This is a genomic window from Faecalibacterium tardum, from assembly GCF_040096515.1.
In the GTDB taxonomy this organism is placed as follows: domain Bacteria; phylum Bacillota; class Clostridia; order Oscillospirales; family Ruminococcaceae; genus Faecalibacterium; species Faecalibacterium tardum.
On record NZ_JBBMEO010000028.1, the window covers coordinates 13,976 to 27,628 of the forward strand.

Genomic DNA, 13,653 nt, shown 5'->3' on the forward strand with positions numbered 1-13,653 from the left:
CGTCCTGTAAGATAGACTGGAGAAAAAACAGCCCGCAGACACGGCGGACAAGAAACAGAGGAAACAGTATGAGCAAAGTGATCGGCATTGATCTGGGTACGACCAATTCCTGTGTGGCGGTGGTGGAGGGCGGCAAGCCCGTGGTCATCACCAATGCAGAGGGCGAGCGCACCACCCCTAGTGTGGTGGCCTTTACCAAGGACGGCGAGCGTCTGGTGGGCGGCGCGGCAAAGCGCCAGATCGCCACGAATTCCGGGCGCACGATCTCCAGCATCAAGCGGTACATGGGTTCGGACTACCGGGCGCATATTGACGGCAAGGACCTTGCCCCGCAGGAGATCAGCGCCATGATCCTTGCCAAGATCCGCCGGGACGCCGAGAGCTATCTGGGCGAGCCAGTGACCGAGGCCGTCATCACCGTGCCCGCTTATTTTGATGACAGCCAGCGCAAGGCCACGCAGGATGCAGGCCGCATTGCGGGGCTGAATGTGCTGCGCATCATCAACGAGCCTACCGCCGCCGCTGTGGCCTATGGTCTGGACAACGAAGCCGCGCAGAAGATCCTGGTCTACGACCTTGGCGGCGGCACCTTTGATGTGTCCATCATCGAGATCGAGGATGGCACCTTTACGGTGCTTGCCACCGGCGGCGACACCCATCTGGGCGGTGACGACTTTGACCAGCGCATCGTGGAGTATGCAGTGGCAGAGTTCAAAAAGTCTGACCGCATCGACCTGACCCGCGACCCCGCCGCCATGGGACGGCTGAAGGAGGAGGCGGAAAAAGCCAAGAAGGAGCTTTCCAGTGCGCCCTCTGCTCAGCTGAACCTGCCCTTTATCACGGTGGGCAAGGACGGGCCGCATCACTTGGATATCGCTTTGTCCCGCCCGCAGTTCGAGATGATGACCGGCGATCTGCTGTCCCGCACCGTGACCCCGGTGCAGAACGCTTTGCGGGATGCCGGCATCTCTGCCAGCCAGCTGGGCAAGGTGCTGCTGGTGGGCGGCAGCACCCGGATGCCCGCCGTGGAGCGGCAGGTGCGGGAACTGCTGGGCAAGGAGCCCAGCCACAGCCTGAACCCGGACGAATGCGTCGCCATGGGTGCAGCGGTGCAGGGTGCACTGCTGCAGGGCGGCGGCAAGCTGGCGGGTGCCACCGGCGCGGCAGCGCAGGGGCTGGTGCTGATGGATGTGACCCCGCTGACCTTGTCCATCGAGACGCTGGGCGGTGTCGCCACCCCGCTGATCACCCGCAACAGCATGATCCCCACCCGCAAGAGCCAGATCTTTACCACCGCCCGTCCCATGCAGACCAGCGTGGAGATCAACGTTTTGCAGGGCGAGCGCCACTTTGCGCGGGACAACAAGTCTTTGGGCAAGTTCAAACTGAACGGCATCCGGGCAAGCTTTTCGTCTAAGCCCCAGATCGAGGTCACCTTTGATATCGACGTGAATGGCGTGGTGAAGGTATCTGCGAAAGACCTTGCCACCGGGCGGGAGCAGAACATCACCATCACCGGCAGCACCAACCTTTCCGAAAACGAGATCCAGCGTGCTATGGCAGATGCCGCCGCCTATGAGGCCGAGGACAGCCGCCGCAAGGAGCGCTTGGAGCTGCACAATCAGGCCGAGGTGCTGGCCTACAAGGTGGATGAAGCGCTTTCCAAGTGCAAAAAAGAGCTGGACAAGGACGAAAAGGCCCGCGTGAAGGCCGACCTTGCCAACCTGCGCCGCTGCCTGCGCAAGGATAAGCCCGAAAAGATGAACGAGACCGAGGAAGCCGCCCTGCGGCAGGCTAAGAGCCAGTTGGAAGCCTCGGCCAACCACCTGATGCTGCTGTACTCTGCCGAGCAGACCCCCGGCGATGGAACGGACAGCACGCTGTAATATAATAAGGTTTATGGGTTGCTGCACCCGCCCGGCGCAGCAGCCCTTTTTTGAAGCAAGAGAAGGGAACCGTTATGAAGGAACTGCAATATCCGGTGCGCCCCGGGCGCTACCGCCACTTTAAAGGCAACGAATATCAGGTGCTGGGCGTAGCACGCCACAGTGAGACCGAGGAGGAGATGGTGGTGTACCGCGCCCTGTACGGCGAGGGCGGGCTGTGGGTACGCCCCGCCGCCATGTGGCTGGAAACGGTGACCCGGGACGGCGTTACAAAGCCCCGCTTTACCTATATCGGGGAGTGATGCGCCCGGCTTGAATCCCGTTATTGACCCTAGGATTATTTTGCGGTAAAATGTGGGTAAGATACCAAACAACAAAGGAGGTTTTCGTATGAAGGCCAAACGATGGATCTCGCTCCTGCTCGCGGTCAGCATGATGCTTGGTGTGCTGGCAATGCCCGCCTCGGCGGCAGCGCAGCAGCCGGAAAGCACCGCTGTTGTCAGCGAGGAACTGCCCGATGCCGCAGCGCTGAGCGCGGCAGAGGATGAAAATGATATCGTCAACATCCGCATCCGGGCGACCGGCAACCTTGTCTATGGTTCCGATTATAAGCTGGAGGTGGAGACCCGGCCCGAAAACACCCAGTATATCGCTGTGGTGCTGGGCACCAGCGGCGAAGCCTACGGCTATGTGACCCTGATGATCTCGGATAAGCTGCGCACTTTGCTTAAACTGATCCCCCTGCCCAAAAAGATGTCCCAGACCCCGGATCAGGCCGAGGAATTCAACGTATACAGCTATCTCAAGCAGCTGATCGATGGCAACGATGTCAGCGTGCTGCTGCGGGTCGCGGACGAGGTGGTGTCGGTAATGGACACCGTCAGCTTCTTTGTCCCGGCCAGCTACCTGACCACCGTGAAGAACGTTTCCAACGGCATGAAGCTGGCACTGAGCCTGATCCGCAAGTATCTGCCCGAGGGCGCGCTGAGCCGCATCTATCTGGACGAGCAGCCTAAAGACAGCGGCAAGTACTTTGCCGGTGCCATCGCGCTGGAAAGCAGCGACATCAACGCCGCCGGTTTTGCCATGTTCAAGATCAAGCCCAAGACTGAAAACGTCAGCCTGAGCTGGGCAGCGGATGCCCCGGCTAGCATGACCGTCTCCCAGCTGCAAAACGCCGATCTGACCGCCAAGGTCATTTCGGACGGACAGGTGGCTGAAAACGGCAAGGTGAATTACACCTACAAGAAAAAGACCTTCCTGTGCTTCAGCAGCAAAATAAACGGCGTGCCCACCGAGCCCGGCACCTACACCCAGACCGCCAAGGCCGGGGGCAACTACTCCTGCGGCAGCATCAGCCGCACCATTACAGTGACCGCTGACCCCCAGCCCGCCGCAGAGCAGCCCGCCGAACAAGCGGCAGAGCAGCCTGCAGCATAAATCAGCGGAAAACTATTTTTGAATAGGACGATCCCGGAAAGTCTGCGGATTTTCCGGGATCGTTTTTTCACGGGAGAGGCTGCTTTTTGTTTTCTATAAAATGGGCTGCTTTACTCTTGCAAATCGACGCGCCATACGCTATTATAAAAATAAAAGAACCCCTTGCGGTAAAAAAAGGGGACAAGAAGGAGCGGTTTATCTATGGAAGAGAAAAAAAGCGGCATCAAAAAGTTCCTTGAAGAGTTCAAGGCATTTGCCATGCGCGGCAACGTGCTGGACATGGCAGTGGGCGTTGTCATCGGCGGTGCCTTCACCGCCATCGTCACCGCGCTGGTGGAGGACATCATCAACCCGCTGATCGGCCTGTTTTTCAAGGCAGATTTTTCCGATGTGGTCATTGGTCTGGGCGGCTCCAGCATCAAGATCGGCGAGTTCGTCAACTCCATCATCAACTTCCTCATCGTGGCCTTTGTACTGTTTGTTGTGATCAAGTTTGTCAACTCCCTGCACAAAAAGCCCGAGGAGCCCGCCGCACCGGAGGAGCCCACCACCAAGGTGTGCCCCTACTGCCAGAGCGAGATCTCTATCAAGGCTGTGCGCTGCCCCCACTGCACTTCCAAGCTGGAGGGCTTTCCTGAGATGAAGGTCTGAAGCATTCAGCATTGACAATACAACAAAACCCTCCCCGCCGGGCGCAGTCTTTGCGTTGCCGGCAGGGAGGGTTTTGCACATTTTGCGGCTTGGTTGTGGAAAAGTGGAGCGGAAAAATCAAGATATATTACTTACTGAACCTTGGTCAGCTCAGCCAGCTTGTGGTAGATCTCGGTATTGTCGTACACACCGCCGAACTTCTCGGCGCCGACACCCATGGCGTACACGTTGACCATGGCACCGGTGTGGGCATAGGTGGTATGGTCCATACCGGACTTGTGGTTGATGGTGTGGCAGACAGCCATGCTGAAGGGGATGTAGGTGCCGTACAGCTCGTAGTCCTGCTGGCTCATCTTGCTCTGGCTGGAGGAGCCCACCTGCAGGGTGCGCTCGTAAGCCTTGCGCAGGTTCTCCACCTCGTAGTCGGTCAGCAGCAGCTTGCCAGCGCTGGCGGCAGCGGGATCGGTGGGCAGGGTCAGCCCAAAGACGTTCTTCACATCCTGCATGGCAGTCTCGAAGGGGGTCTTGTTGGCAATGTAGCCCTGCACATAGGTGGCATCGAACTTTGCGTAGGACATCTTCTGGTGAGCCAGATTGGTCAGGAAGGTGTCGTAGTTGGTGGTCTTGTAGCCGATGGCCATGCCGCCGGTCTCGTGGTCGGCGGTGACAAGGATCAGGGTCTCGTTGGGGTGCTCATTATAGAAGTCCACCGCAGCCTGCACGGCGTTGCTCATCTCCAGCACATCGTGGATGGAAGCAGCGGCGTCGTTGGCGTGGCAGGCCCAGTCGATCTTGCCGGACTCGGTCATCATAAAGAAGCCCTTCTTGTTGTTCAGCAGCTCGATGCCCTTCTTGACATAGTCAGTCAGCTGCCACTCGCCGCTGGCAGCGTCCATGGCGTAGTTCATGGCCTTGCCATCGCCCAGATTCTCGGCAATGATCAGGGTCTTGCCTGCACCGGCGGTCAGAGCCGCTGCACCGGCCTGGGTAGTGACCACGTTGTAACCGGCGTTGGCAGCCACGGTATGGTTGTCGGGGCCGGTACCGTCGCCGTTCACCTTCTGGAACTCGCCGCCGGCAAAGTACTCAAAGCCGGAATTTGCCAGCTCCACGCCGATCTCGTAGTAGTTCTTGCGGGTTTTCTGGTGGGCATAGAAGGCAGCGGGGGTGGCGTGGTCGATGTTCACGGTGGAGATGACGCCCACCTTATAGCCCTTCTGGGCGTGCAGCTTTTCGGCGATGGTCTCGTAGGGCACATCGCGGGTCCACGGGCACATATTGATGACACCGCTCTCGGTCTTGTGGCCGGTGGCGATGGAGGTGGCGGTGGAAGCGGAGTCCGGGCAGAAGGAGGTGCTGTCATAGGTGGTCACGCTGCCCACCTGTGGGAAGCTGGTAAAGCTCAGGTCAGCCTCGGTCACAGCGCCATTGTTGTCCACGGTGCCCTTGTAGAAGCGTGCGGATTGGATCTGGGCAGTGCCCATGCCGTCGCCAATGAACAGGAAAACGTACTTGGGCTTTTTGAACACGTCCAGCAGACCGTTCTCTTCGTCTGCTGCGGCAGAAGCATCCGTCTCGGCGGCGTGAGCGGCTACGGGGGCAGCCGACAGCATGCCCACTGCCGATGCAACGGCACCGGCCTTCAGGAAGCTGCGGCGGGAAATTTTCGCGTTCTTCATAACAGATATCCTCTCTTTTTCAGCCCGGCTTGGGGGCGGTTCTACTATTTCTTGTGGGAACACCTGTATTGTAGCGCACCGCCCGCAGCGGCGAAACCAGCCCCGTGTAACACTTAGGTAAACCTTTGGCGCACGGAAGAACGGCGGTGTAAAATCCGGGCAAAACAGGTAAAATCTGCCTGTAACGCCCGCATCCGAGCCACTTTTTGCGCTGAACCGCCCCGCAAGGGTTGCAAGCAGGGGGCTTTTCATTGTACAATAGAGAAAGCAAGCTGAGATATACTTCTATAATGAGAGGATCTTTTAAATATGTCTGATATCAAAGTGCTGGCGCTGGATCTGGATGGCACCCTGACCAACGACCAGAAACTCGTCACCCCGCGCACCCGCGCCGCGCTGGATGCCGCCATTGCCAAGGGCGTGACCATCGTGCTGGCGTCCGGCCGGCCCACCGCCGGCATCCAGCCGCTGGCTGAGGAGCTGGGTCTGGACAAAAAGGGCGGCTGCATCCTGTCCTACAACGGCGGCAAGATCGTGGACTGCCGCACCGGCGAAACGCTGGTGGAAAAGACGCTGGACCCCGCCCTTGTGCCCGAGCTGTGCGATTTTGCCGCCGCGCAGGATATTGCCATCCTGACCTACAACCGCGAGGGCATCGTGTGCGAGCGGGACAAGGACGAATGGGCCAACAAGGAGTGCTTTACCACCAAGCTGCCCATGATCCATGTGGACGATCTGGCGTCCTATGTGAACTACCCTGTGTGCAAGATGCTTATCACGCTGGACCCCGCCCGCCGGGACGCAGTGTGCGCCGCCGGACAGCAGCAGTTTGCAGGCCGCGCCGACCTGTACCCCTCCAGCCCCTTCTTTATCGAGGCGGTGCCGTTGGGCGTGGCGAAGGACGGCAGTCTGGCAGAGCTTCTGCGCCGCATGGGGCTGACCCGCGAGAACCTGATGGCCTGCGGCGACGGCCTGAACGACCGCTCTATGATCGCCTACGCCGGGGTGGGTGTGGCCATGCAGAACGCCGAGCAGCCGGTAAAGGACTGCGCCGACTATGTGACCACCGCCGACAACAACCACGACGGCGTGGCCGAGGCCGTGGAGAAGTTTATTTTACGAGAGGACTAACAAAGCAATGCCGCGTAACTTGGTTTTATTTGATCTGGAATGGAACATCGGCTACCAGCCGTATACCTTTAACTACCATGGGGTGCAGCAGACCCTGCGGGGCGAGATCGTGGAGATCGGCGCCGTAAAGATCGACGAGGATGCCAATGTGCTGGACACCTTTTCCATCCATCTGCGTCCCCGCATCTTCCGCAAATTGCAGCACCATATCGCCAAGGTGACCGGCCTGACGCAGGCCGATCTGGACAAGGGCGAACCCATCGTGCAGGGACTGCGCCGTTTTATGCAGTGGTGCGGCCCGGATGCCGAGTTTGCCGAGTGGGGTCTGGATGATGTGCCGGTGCTCAAGCAGAACCTGTTCCTGTGCAATCTGGACGAGTCCAAGCCCACCGTGTGGTACGATTTGCAGCAGGTCTTTCTGCGGGAGCATCCCCGCAAGGAGGGCGAGGGCATGACGCTGGAAAGCGTGGTCACCCGCATGGGCATCCCCATGGAGCGCCCCTTCCACGATGCGCTTTCCGATACCCTGTACACCGCCGATGTCTGCCGTCTGTTGGATCTGCGCACCGGGCTTGCCGTCTATCCCACTGAGGACGAGGCGCTGCGCCAGAGCCTGTGCCAGAACCCCGGTGATTACCGGGACTTTACGGTGTTTCACGGCTATGTGGAGCAGTACGCATGGCGGGCTGACCCCAAGATCAGCCAGATGCCCTGCCCGGAGTGCGGCACCACCCTGCAGCCGGACGAGATTTGGCTGAAAAAGGGTAGCAACAGCTGGTATACCCTGTGTCAGTGCCCCAGCTGCACCGGCAGCGGCAACGCCGCCGGGCAGGGCGTGTTCCAGCGGTACAAGCTGTCCCGCCGGGACGGCCTGCACTGGAGCTTTGCCCGCTGCGCCCAGATGCCGGACGCCGAAAGCCTTGCCCGCTGGGAAAAGCTGCGCACCGCCCAGCTGGAGCGGATGCGCGCCAAGGCCGAAAAGCAGGCCGCGGAAAAGTAAATGCAGGAAAATCCCCTTCCGTTTCGTAGTATTGATAGCAGAGCGTATAACGTGTCGAAAAAATGCACACTCTGTTCATGGCTCTGTCATAGAGAATGGATATACTAAGCTTAACGTAGTCTGCCCGGGAACACCCCGGCACCGGCTGTGCAGAAAGGGATCGAACAAAGGATGCAAACCACACTGATGGGCTGGGTGCACCAGCTTGGAACACTGGAATACTGGGAAGCGCTGCTGGCGGGCTTTGAAGGGCTGGGCCCCCTTGTGCCCATTCTGCTGGCTATGGTAGAGTCCTTTTTTCCGCCGCTGCCGCTCATTGCCATTGTAGCGCTGAACGTAGCCGCACACGGCGGTCTGCTGGGCTTTTTGTACAGCTGGGCAGGCGTAGCGCTGGGCGGCGTCATCATGTTTTTGTTCTGGCGGCGGCTCATCAAGCGCTTTTTCTGGAAAGTGGCCAGCCGCTCCCCCAAGCTGGAAAAGGCACAGCAGTGGGTGAACCGCTTCGACACCTCGTCCCTGTTCATGCTGTCGCTGCTGCCCTTCACCCCCACCTCCTTCATGCACTTTGCCTTCGGGATGTCGGACTTTGACGAAAAGCGCTATCTACGCACCGTCCTTTTAGGCAAGGGGCTGATGGTGGCCATGATGGCCGTCTTTGGGCAGTCGCTGGTCAGCTCCCTGAAGAACCCGGTCTACCTTGTGCTCGCAGTCCTGCTGTGGGGCGGGATGTACTGGGTAAGCAAAAGGTTCTGCCGGAAGCATCATCTGGAATAAAGCTACAATATCCGGGACAGCGGAGCACCTGCGGGCGCTCGGCTGTCTCTTTTTTGCAAAAAATGCCATGGCGGGCAGCCCGCAGACTGCCCGCCATGACATGAGATCCATCATTTTTATTTTGCTTCCGGTTCCTGCACAAGGGGTTCCGCCGGCGGCGGGGTAAGGGTGGAATGCTCCACCACAAAGGCCGTGGCCTTTGCCCGGGCAAGGCGCTGGCGCACCTTGCGGGTGTCGTTCGCGGGGAAAGTGCGCTCTCCGTCCAGCTTCTCGTCCCAATCGGCAAGGGCGGCGTTCACCTCGGCTTCGGTGGGCTGTAAGCCCTCCCGCTCGGCCACCAGCAAAAGCCCCAGCCAGCTGCGCAGCTTGCGCTCCGCCTGCCGGTGCAGCCACTGCCGGAACTGCTCCACCGTCTGCCCGCGCACGGCTAAGAACTGGTCAAAATTGACTCCGTTAGCCTGCAAGCCCAGATTGAACTGCCGCTGCTCGGCAAAGTAGTTGCCCGCCTCCAGCCGCTTGGGCACCGGGCCGGTCACCTCATCGCCCAGCTGCCAGACCAGCTCCTTTTCAGCCCGGTCTCTGGCCTGTGCGCAGCGCTTTGCGTAGAGCTCCCGGGTCACCCGGTCGCGCAGCGCGGCCTTGCCTGCGGCATCGGCGGCGCGCTCTTCATCACCGTAGCTGCGGTTGATCTCCAGTTCAATGGTCAACCGGCGCAGTGGGTGGGGCTCGATGGCTTGCACAAAGCCGGTGTCCCGTCCCAGCTCCAGCGGCGGCAGGGCGTAGAACTGCGCGCCAGCCCGGAAGCCCTCGGCCTTATTGACCGCCAGCAGCTCGAAATCCGGGTCGGTCACCGGTACCAGTTGCTGCTCCTGCACCAGCTGCCGGTAAAGGGGGTCAAAGCCCTCCAGAATGGTGCGGTTCACCGCTGCCGTCAGCAGTTCTTCCTCGTCCTGCGGGGCATCCGGGGCAGCCTGCTCCTTTGCCAGCGCAGCGGCCAGCTCCTCCGCGCTTGCCGTGAATACCAACCGGCAGTCCCCCGGCTCTGCCATGCCGAAATGTTCCAGTTTCATGCGGTGTCCCTCCTTCTCAGCGGTTCATGATGCCGACCATCAGTACCAGCAGCACCACGCCGATACCGGCGTACAGCAGCTCGGCACCCAGCACGGACTTGTCGCCCTCTACGAACATCTTTTCCGGGGCATCGGGGTCGTAGTACAGGGTGACCACACTGCCCTCGGCAAAGGGCTTGCCCTTGGCGGGCTTGGGGTACTGCAGCCGGTGGCTGCCGCCCGCGGTGGTAAACTCCAGCACATAGGCTGCGCCGTCCCGGCTCTGCACCGTACCGCTTACCGTGGCCTGCACGCAGACGCCTTTGGTGCGCAGCAGCTGCCGCGCCCGCACGCTGCGCAGCGCCATGTAAAACATGATCAGTGCGCCGACCAGAAAAATCATCACATTCAGCATCGTTTTCCCTCGTTTTTCCGTAATCGCCGGGCAGTGCCCGGACGTATAGACAGTACCGCATAATTCTAAGTGCCGATACGGCGCGCGAGGTGCGGCAGATGCTAAGCCAAAAGCGCAGATAATACTTTGTGTATTATCGAGCATTTTGGCAACGCAGATGCCGTACCGCAGCCGCCGGAACGGTGCTTAAGCCGTCAGGCGGGAATTGTGCGGTGTTGCCTATCGTTTATTGTACCATAATCTGCCCTAAAAAGCGCCCCGCAGCCGCTATCCAGAGTGCACCAACTTTGCCGCAAAATTTTGTCGAATAATTTTGAAATTAAGCCTTGACATTTCTTTTGTATCTGGTATAATAACTATCGTCCCCGGCGCTTCGGCGTAGGAACAAAACAGAATATGCGGATATGGCGGAATTGGCAGACGCGTTAGATTCAGGTTCTAATCGGGGCAACTCGGTGGAGGTTCAAGTCCTCTTATCCGCACCAAACCATGAAAATCCGAACCTTTTCTCGATAGGAGAAGGGTTCGGATTTTTTGTTTTCTTCGGAAATGAAAATTCAGGCTCTTCCCTGACGGCCGTGTGTCCGAAACCTTATCAAAAGAAAGACCGTATCACGAAGGTCACAACTGTAAAGGTGCCGTAAGGTAGAAAGGACACGAGTATGAAGTACGATGAAAGAACCTGCAAATTCAACATGGACACCGGCTGCGTGGAGCTGCTGCTCCGGGATGGAAGAAAAATTTCCATCGACTGCACTGGGGTCGAGGATGCGTTGGATGTGACCATGGCGCAGAGGTCGGAGTTGGATTACCTCATCTACAATGATCCGCTGAGCTACGCGGATTTGATTCTGAATGGTAACCCGGAGGAATATTTTAAGAATGTGGTCGGAGGTCATGGATCAGAGGATTTATCGTTTAGAGATTAACTCGATATAAGGAACAAGCCCACAGGTCTGCCGTATTTTTATGCGGTCTATCCTGTGGGCTTGTTTGCTATTATCGACTCATGATTGAATTTGAAATTTCAAGCACGACCGTATCATGTTTATAGGTGGTAACAACCATCGGCAGGCCTCCAGCCTTCAAAACTTATGCAGACGTTTGATTTTCGTATCGTTTAAGCCAGAGGAAAAAGCAGATGTTTAATAAGATGCCCACTGCGGTGGAGGTGGGTGCGGACAGACCGATCATCGTCAGGCTGGCGTTGGGCTGGATACTCATAATATACGCCATGGGGAGACGCACCAGCAGAGTCTGCACCAGCCCCTGTACCATGACCCAGAGGGTTTTGTCGTTGCCATTGAAGTAACCTACCATGCTGAACAGGATGGCAGTGGCGATGGTCTCGGGCGCAAAGCCCTTGAGGTAGGCGTAGCCGTTGGCAATAACCGCGGCATCTGCCGTAAACAGACCGGAGAGAACGTCACCCTTGCACCACACCAGTGCAAATACGACGCAGCCGAACACCAGACCGATGCCAATGCCGGTGAGCATGGACTGCTCGGCGCGTTTTTTATTGCCAGCACCCACGTTCTGGGACACAAAGGATGCCATGGACTGCATCAGAGAACTGGGGATCAGCATGGCAAAATTAACGATCTTGCACGCCACACCGTAGCCGGAAGATGCCTCCAGCCCCAACCGGTTGACGAAGGCGCAGAGCGCCAGAAAGGAAAGCTGGGTCAAAAACTCCTGCAAAGCCAGCGGCAGACCGATGCCCAGAAATTTTTTGCACTGGGGGTTCGGCTTGAAATCAGAGCGATGGATTTTGAAGGGCAGCTCCTTCTTCAGCAGCATTGCGATTGCACAGATTACGCTGACGGCTTGTGCTGCTACCGTAGCAATGGCGGCACCGGCAGCATCCAGATGAAAACCAGCCACCAGCACCAGATCGCCAATAACATTCACAATGCACGCCACCAGCACAAAGATCAGCGGAGAGCGGCTGTCGCCCAGACCGCGGAAAAGAGCCGAGAGCATATTATAGGCTACAATAAAGAAGATGCCGCTGCCGCAAATGCGCACATAGCTGGCGGTCAGGTCCAGGGCTTCGGCAGGAGCCTGCATCAGACTGGAAATAAGCCGTGCAAAAAACACCAGCACCACGAACAGTGCAGCTGCCAGAAGGGTGAACACAACAGCTGCCCCGCCAATGACTTGCCCGATGTACTGCGGTCGTTTTTCGCCCAGATAGCGGGCAATGAGCACTGTGACACCCATGGCAAGCTGGGTGACAACAAAGGTGACGAGGTTGAGTACCTGACTACCGGTGGAAACCGCAGACAAGCCTGAAGTGGAGCCAAAGCGCCCCACTACCAGAAGATCTACTGCGCCGTAAGCGGCCTGCAGCACCAGCGCACCCAGAATGGGCAGCATGAAAAAGGCGAGCTTTGGCAAAATGCGGCCTTGGGTAAAATCGGTCTTATCGTTTTTCAAGAGAATCTTTCCTTTCGCACATAATAGCATAGAATTTTTCCAGCGTTTGGATGGTGCACGCTGCATCCTCCTCGGAAATGCCGTCCAGATACGGGAGCAGTTGCGAGAAGTAGTCCGTATTGTACTTCTGGGAAAGCGCTTGCCCGCTCTCGGTGAGGAACAGATAGGTCACGCGGCCATCTTCAGCGGACACCTGTTTTCTCAGATACCCTTTGTGCTCCATCTCTTTTACGGTACGGGTCACACCGGGGCGGGGCAGATTCAGCGCATCGCTGAGATCAGAGATCTTCGGCCAGATGCCACGGGTCTGCAATTTCTGAATAACATCCAGACACTGGATATAGGAGGATGTCACACCCTCCGGCAGGGCAGGCAGCATCTCCCGTGCCCGCTTTGCCAGATAGCAGGCATCCAGCAGCTGCTTGATCAGTTCGATGGTCATAATGAAATTCCTCTCCAAACGATTATCGAAGGTAATTAACATTGATAATTATATAGAACTACCCGGGAATGTCAAGTCTTTTTGAAAAATCGGAGATGTCGGCAGCTTTGAGGCATCTGCTTCCGGCATACCATTCTAGAGGGTGTTTGAGCGAATACAGTCTGAACCATGGATTAGAAGATCAAATACAAAACAAAAACAGGGTGCGTCCCTGAATAGGACGCACCCTGCCAGCGTAATTCACGATTTGATTCGTTGGCAACAACCGTGAATTGCATATCGCAAACAGGTCGTTGAGAATTGCTCTGCTTGTAAAACTTGCGATTAAAGCCACAGATAACAGCGATATGTACAACAGGGCGTTCCCCGTCGGGAACGCTCTGCTTTTCTTTGCTGGGGGCATGATGAGCCTGCTCCGCCTGCCATGCAGCAAACTCCCGCTGTCCTACCTCGCTGTTCCAGCAGGCAAGGATGGCCGGGTAGAATGCCCGTGCCAGACGGTCGATGACTTCATCGGGATAGGGGGAAGTGTTTGTGGACTTTTTCTTTTTGTTCAAACGCACGCTCCTTTGATCGTCCCACCGCAGCAAAGTCGGGCGAGAAAATCAAAGTTCCAATTTTTATCAGGCGCAAGGGCGCGGATGCTTTCCGCCCTGCACTTGCGGCTGGGGGCTCGTTGATGGCTTACAGGTGTCTGCTGTTATGCGGTCTTTTCTTCTTCAAGGGCTTCTGCAAGAGCCTTTTCCA

At 57.8% G+C, this 13,653-nt stretch carries 14 protein-coding genes and 1 tRNA gene; 9 read left to right on the forward strand and 6 right to left on the reverse strand.

Annotated features, from left to right (window positions below):
* Positions 1-68: 68 nt before the first annotated feature.
* The 4 genes from dnaK (at position 69) to mscL (ending at position 3,977) form a co-directional block, all read left to right on the forward strand.
* A complete protein-coding gene (dnaK, locus tag WMO44_RS12085; RefSeq protein WP_308563303.1) occupies positions 69-1,886 on the forward strand; it encodes a molecular chaperone DnaK in 1,818 nt (605 codons plus the stop codon).
* Positions 1,887-1,960: 74 nt separating this feature from the next.
* Positions 1,961-2,188 (forward strand): DUF1653 domain-containing protein, encoded by a 228-nt coding sequence (locus WMO44_RS12090; RefSeq protein WP_055186738.1) that lies wholly within the window; start codon positions 1,961-1,963, stop codon positions 2,186-2,188.
* 88 nt (positions 2,189-2,276) lie between these two features.
* On the forward strand, positions 2,277-3,326 hold the full coding sequence (locus WMO44_RS12095; protein WP_349152742.1) for a hypothetical protein: 1,050 nt from the start codon (positions 2,277-2,279) through the stop codon (positions 3,324-3,326).
* A 201-nt stretch (positions 3,327-3,527) separates the two neighbouring features.
* On the forward strand, positions 3,528-3,977 hold the full coding sequence (gene mscL, locus WMO44_RS12100; RefSeq protein WP_055186740.1) for a large conductance mechanosensitive channel protein MscL: 450 nt from the start codon (positions 3,528-3,530) through the stop codon (positions 3,975-3,977).
* Positions 3,978-4,108: 131 nt separating this feature from the next.
* On the opposite strand, the gene WMO44_RS12105 is transcribed toward mscL, so the two are convergent.
* The gene (locus WMO44_RS12105) at positions 4,109-5,656 is read right to left on the reverse strand and encodes an alkaline phosphatase (protein WP_055186741.1); all 1,548 of its coding nucleotides are present in this window, start codon (positions 5,654-5,656) and stop codon (positions 4,109-4,111) included.
* A gap of 309 nt (positions 5,657-5,965) precedes the next feature.
* Between WMO44_RS12105 and WMO44_RS12110 the strand changes: the two genes are divergently transcribed.
* The 3 genes from WMO44_RS12110 to WMO44_RS12120 all read left to right on the forward strand — a co-directional run bounded on the left by WMO44_RS12110 (position 5,966) and on the right by WMO44_RS12120 (position 8,561).
* Complete coding sequence (locus tag WMO44_RS12110) at positions 5,966-6,787, forward strand: Cof-type HAD-IIB family hydrolase (protein WP_349152743.1); 822 nt, start codon at positions 5,966-5,968, stop codon at positions 6,785-6,787.
* A 7-nt stretch (positions 6,788-6,794) separates the two neighbouring features.
* Positions 6,795-7,787 (forward strand): 3'-5' exonuclease, encoded by a 993-nt coding sequence (locus WMO44_RS12115; RefSeq protein ID WP_349152744.1) that lies wholly within the window; start codon positions 6,795-6,797, stop codon positions 7,785-7,787.
* Positions 7,788-7,958: 171 nt separating this feature from the next.
* Positions 7,959-8,561 (forward strand): TVP38/TMEM64 family protein, encoded by a 603-nt coding sequence (locus WMO44_RS12120; RefSeq protein ID WP_349152745.1) that lies wholly within the window; start codon positions 7,959-7,961, stop codon positions 8,559-8,561.
* A 116-nt stretch (positions 8,562-8,677) separates the two neighbouring features.
* Here WMO44_RS12120 and WMO44_RS12125 read toward each other — a convergent pair whose 3' ends face one another.
* Together WMO44_RS12125 and WMO44_RS12130 are read right to left on the reverse strand one after the other, a co-directional pair.
* Positions 8,678-9,631, reverse strand: a complete 954-nt coding sequence (locus WMO44_RS12125) for a SurA N-terminal domain-containing protein (RefSeq protein ID WP_349152746.1) — start codon at positions 9,629-9,631, stop codon at positions 8,678-8,680.
* 16 nt (positions 9,632-9,647) lie between these two features.
* On the reverse strand, positions 9,648-10,025 hold the full coding sequence (locus WMO44_RS12130) for a DUF3592 domain-containing protein (RefSeq protein WP_055186746.1): 378 nt from the start codon (positions 10,023-10,025) through the stop codon (positions 9,648-9,650).
* Between the two features lie 398 nt (positions 10,026-10,423).
* On the opposite strand from WMO44_RS12130, the gene WMO44_RS12135 reads away from it, so the two are divergent.
* Both WMO44_RS12135 and WMO44_RS12140 read left to right on the forward strand, forming a co-directional pair.
* Positions 10,424-10,510, forward strand: a tRNA-Leu gene (locus tag WMO44_RS12135).
* 177 nt (positions 10,511-10,687) lie between these two features.
* On the forward strand, positions 10,688-10,954 hold the full coding sequence (locus WMO44_RS12140) for a DUF6061 family protein (protein ID WP_349152747.1): 267 nt from the start codon (positions 10,688-10,690) through the stop codon (positions 10,952-10,954).
* Positions 10,955-11,117: 163 nt separating this feature from the next.
* Here the strand turns inward: WMO44_RS12140 and WMO44_RS12145 are convergent, their stop codons facing one another.
* From WMO44_RS12145 to WMO44_RS12155, 3 genes are all read right to left on the reverse strand, one after another.
* Positions 11,118-12,464, reverse strand: coding sequence for an MATE family efflux transporter (locus WMO44_RS12145; RefSeq protein WP_055190629.1), 1,347 nt, complete (start codon positions 12,462-12,464; stop codon positions 11,118-11,120).
* Positions 12,451-12,906 (reverse strand): MarR family winged helix-turn-helix transcriptional regulator, encoded by a 456-nt coding sequence (locus tag WMO44_RS12150; RefSeq protein WP_055190626.1) that lies wholly within the window; start codon positions 12,904-12,906, stop codon positions 12,451-12,453. The genes WMO44_RS12145 and WMO44_RS12150 overlap by 14 nt, the downstream gene beginning before the upstream one ends.
* Positions 12,907-13,079: 173 nt before the next feature.
* On the reverse strand, positions 13,080-13,469 hold the full coding sequence (locus WMO44_RS12155) for a transposase (RefSeq protein ID WP_249236370.1): 390 nt from the start codon (positions 13,467-13,469) through the stop codon (positions 13,080-13,082).
* Between the last annotated feature and the right edge of the window lie 184 nt (positions 13,470-13,653).

Bases quoted from the DNA above. Each gene is read 5' to 3' on its own strand.
- WMO44_RS12120 (WP_349152745.1), top strand. From the start codon at position 7,959: ATGCAAACCACACTGATGGGCTGGGTGCACCAGCTTGGAACACTGGAA.
- WMO44_RS12150 (WP_055190626.1), bottom strand. From the start codon at position 12,906: ATGACCATCGAACTGATCAAGCAGCTGCTGGATGCCTGCTATCTGGCA.
- WMO44_RS12105 (WP_055186741.1), bottom strand. From the start codon at position 5,656: ATGAAGAACGCGAAAATTTCCCGCCGCAGCTTCCTGAAGGCCGGTGCC.
- WMO44_RS12090 (WP_055186738.1), top strand. From the start codon at position 1,961: ATGAAGGAACTGCAATATCCGGTGCGCCCCGGGCGCTACCGCCACTTT.
- mscL (WP_055186740.1), top strand. From the start codon at position 3,528: ATGGAAGAGAAAAAAAGCGGCATCAAAAAGTTCCTTGAAGAGTTCAAG.
- WMO44_RS12140 (WP_349152747.1), top strand. From the start codon at position 10,688: ATGAAGTACGATGAAAGAACCTGCAAATTCAACATGGACACCGGCTGC.
- dnaK (WP_308563303.1), top strand. From the start codon at position 69: ATGAGCAAAGTGATCGGCATTGATCTGGGTACGACCAATTCCTGTGTG.
- WMO44_RS12125 (WP_349152746.1), bottom strand. From the start codon at position 9,631: ATGAAACTGGAACATTTCGGCATGGCAGAGCCGGGGGACTGCCGGTTG.
- WMO44_RS12115 (WP_349152744.1), top strand. From the start codon at position 6,795: ATGCCGCGTAACTTGGTTTTATTTGATCTGGAATGGAACATCGGCTAC.
- WMO44_RS12095 (WP_349152742.1), top strand. From the start codon at position 2,277: ATGAAGGCCAAACGATGGATCTCGCTCCTGCTCGCGGTCAGCATGATG.
- WMO44_RS12130 (WP_055186746.1), bottom strand. From the start codon at position 10,025: ATGCTGAATGTGATGATTTTTCTGGTCGGCGCACTGATCATGTTTTAC.
- WMO44_RS12110 (WP_349152743.1), top strand. From the start codon at position 5,966: ATGTCTGATATCAAAGTGCTGGCGCTGGATCTGGATGGCACCCTGACC.